Annotated in this window: 3 protein-coding genes; 2 read left to right on the top strand and 1 reads right to left on the bottom strand. The window is 65.9% G+C overall.

The window, feature by feature from the left end:
* Together JMF90_RS33185 and JMF90_RS33180 are read left to right on the top strand one after the other, a co-directional pair.
* Nucleotides 1–764 (top strand): sulfate/molybdate ABC transporter ATP-binding protein (locus tag JMF90_RS33185; RefSeq protein WP_201326010.1); only part of this gene is annotated, 764 nt, incomplete at its 5' end.
* Nucleotides 765–839: 75 nt separating this feature from the next.
* On the top strand, nt 840–1,766 hold the full coding sequence (locus JMF90_RS33180) for a CysB family HTH-type transcriptional regulator (protein WP_006476072.1): 927 nt from the start codon (nt 840–842) through the stop codon (nt 1,764–1,766).
* 182 nt (nt 1,767–1,948) lie between these two features.
* On the opposite strand, the gene JMF90_RS40405 is transcribed toward JMF90_RS33180, so the two are convergent.
* On the bottom strand, nt 1,949–2,526 hold a 578-nt coding region (locus JMF90_RS40405), incomplete at its 5' end, for a hypothetical protein (RefSeq protein WP_236598086.1).

Below are 2,526 nucleotides of genomic sequence, written 5' to 3'. Positions count from 1 at the left end.
TGCGCGTGAAGCCGCGCCGCGAGCGGCCGTCGGAAGCCGCGATTCGCGAGAAGGTGCACGAACTGCTCAAGCTCGTGCAGCTCGACTGGCTCGCGCAGCGCTATCCGTCCGAGCTGTCGGGCGGCCAGCGCCAGCGCATCGCGCTGGCCCGCGCGCTCGCGGTCGAGCCGAAGGTGCTGCTGCTAGACGAACCGTTCGGCGCACTCGACGCGAAGGTCCGCAAGGAATTGCGCGGCTGGCTGCGTCGCCTGCACGACGACCTGCACATCTCGACGATCTTCGTCACGCACGACCAGGAAGAGGCGCTCGAAGTGGCCGATCGCATCGTCGTGCTGAATCGCGGCCACGTCGAGCAGGTCGGCAGCCCGCAGGACGTCTACGATCATCCGCAAAGCGCGTTCGTGTACGAGTTCCTCGGTGCGGCGAACCGGTTGCCGGGCACGGTCGCCGGGCGCGGCTTCGTCGCCGAGGGCGCGGCTGCGCCGATCGAGGTCGACGCCGATTTCGCGGGCCCCGCGAACGCGTACGTCCGGCCGCACGATCTGCAGCTGTGGCCGGTGGGCGAAGGGCATCGCGACGGCATCGCGGTGGACGTGCGGCGCGTGATTCCGCTCGGCGGTTCGGTGCGGGTGGAGCTCGAGGCGCGCGCGGGCGGCGCGCTCGAGGCGGAACTCGATCGCGACGCATGGCGGGCGCTGTCGCTGCAGGTCGGCGACGGCGCGACGGCCGTACCGCGCGCCGTGCGGGTATTTCCCGCGCGTTGACGAGACAAAGCAGGGCAGAGGGCGGGTTTCGCTCCGATTGAACAATCAAACAACGACAGCCTAAGAGGCATACCCATGAATTTTCAGCAATTGCGGTTCGTGCGCGAAGCGGTGCGCCAGAACATGAACCTGACGGAAGTCGCGAACGTGCTGTACACGTCGCAGTCGGGCGTGTCGAAACAGATCAAGGATCTGGAAGATGAGCTGGGCGTCGACATCTTCATTCGGCGCGGCAAGCGGCTGACGGGGCTCACGGAGCCCGGCAAGGCGGTGCACCAGCTGATCGAGCGGATGCTGCTCGACGCCGAGAACCTGCGCCGCGTCGCGCGCCAGTTCGCCGATCAGGATAGCGGCCATCTCGTCGTCGCGACGACGCACACGCAGGCGCGCTACGCGTTGCCGAAGGTGATCCGGCAGTTCACCGACGTGTTCCCGAAGGTGCATCTCGCGCTGCGCCAGGGCAGCCCGCAGCAGATCGCGCAGATGATCCTGAACGGCGAGGCCGATCTGGGCATCTCGACCGAGGCGCTCGACCGCTATCCTGACATCGTCACGTTCCCGTGCTATTCGTGGCACCACACGGTCGTCGTGCCGAAGGGCCATCCGCTCGTCGGCCGCGCGAACCTGACGCTCGAGGAAATCGCCGAGTACCCGATCATCACGTACGACCAGGACTTCACGGGCCGTTCGCACATCGACCAGGCGTTCACGCAGGCGGGCGCCGTGCCCGACGTCGTGCTGACCGCGATCGACGCGGACGTGATCAAGACTTACGTCGAACTCGGGATGGGGATCGGCGTGGTCGCGGCGATGGCTTACGATCCGCAGCGCGACACGGGGCTCGTCGCGCTCGATACGCAACACCTGTTCGAGGCGAGCACGACGCGGGTCGGGCTGCGCAAGGGCGCGTTCCTGCGTGCGTATGCGTACCGGCTGATCGAAATGTTCGCGCCGCACCTGAACGAAGCGGAAATCGCGGGGCTGTTGCGCGAAGCCGTTTGATTTGACCCGAGCGTGTCGCGCGCCGTCCGGGCCGTTGCCGCGGATGGCGCGACTTGCACCACGTGTGCGTTGCCGCATACGGCACCGGGCGGCGGCAGGGGATTGCCGCCATCACGGCTGAAGCATCCGCCGATGCGATAACACGCAAGGTGCGTCGCGTCAGGTGACGATCGCCGATGTTTTCAGCCAACAGAAAAACAAGAACAACCTGCGACGCCGAACCTCGGCGCGAAACGCACAATCGGCAGTCGTCCTCGTTCACAAGGCTGCGCGTTCAAATCACCGGTTCCGTCACAGTCGACGACATATCGCGACGGCGAACGCGGCCGGGCTTCGTGCCGATCGTCGACGCGATCACGCTGTCCGGAACGACCCGCGCCATCACCGGCAAGCCGGCTACGAAGCACTTCGACGATCCGCCGCCGGCGTCGCGAGTGTCGTATTTGCGCGTCGTGAAGCGCGCTCGCGCGCTCCGAATAAACCCTTAAATATTGATCAGACAGGTTGCGCGCCGAAGCGAATCGGTACAGCATAGCCTTCACTCCGCCGGCGTCCCGCCGGCGGTGGCGCGTCAACGACAGCACGCGCCAGGCAGTCGGCCGTCTGCCTCGCTTCCATTCCGTGGTACCGACAGCAGCATCGATGGCCATTGCCCGGGTAGAGTGGCGCAAACGTTTGCTCACATTAAAACAACAGTCGAATAACAATCCGGCCTTCGGGCCAGTCGCCAGGAGATGTGTATGAATGTCCGCTTTCGCCG

The organism is Burkholderia sp. E168m23 (genome assembly GCF_016586125.1).
GTDB lineage: Bacteria > Pseudomonadota > Gammaproteobacteria > Burkholderiales > Burkholderiaceae > Burkholderia > Burkholderia orbicola.
The sequence above is the reverse complement of the archived record's forward strand: the minus strand, read 5'-3'. Positions and strand labels throughout refer to the sequence as shown.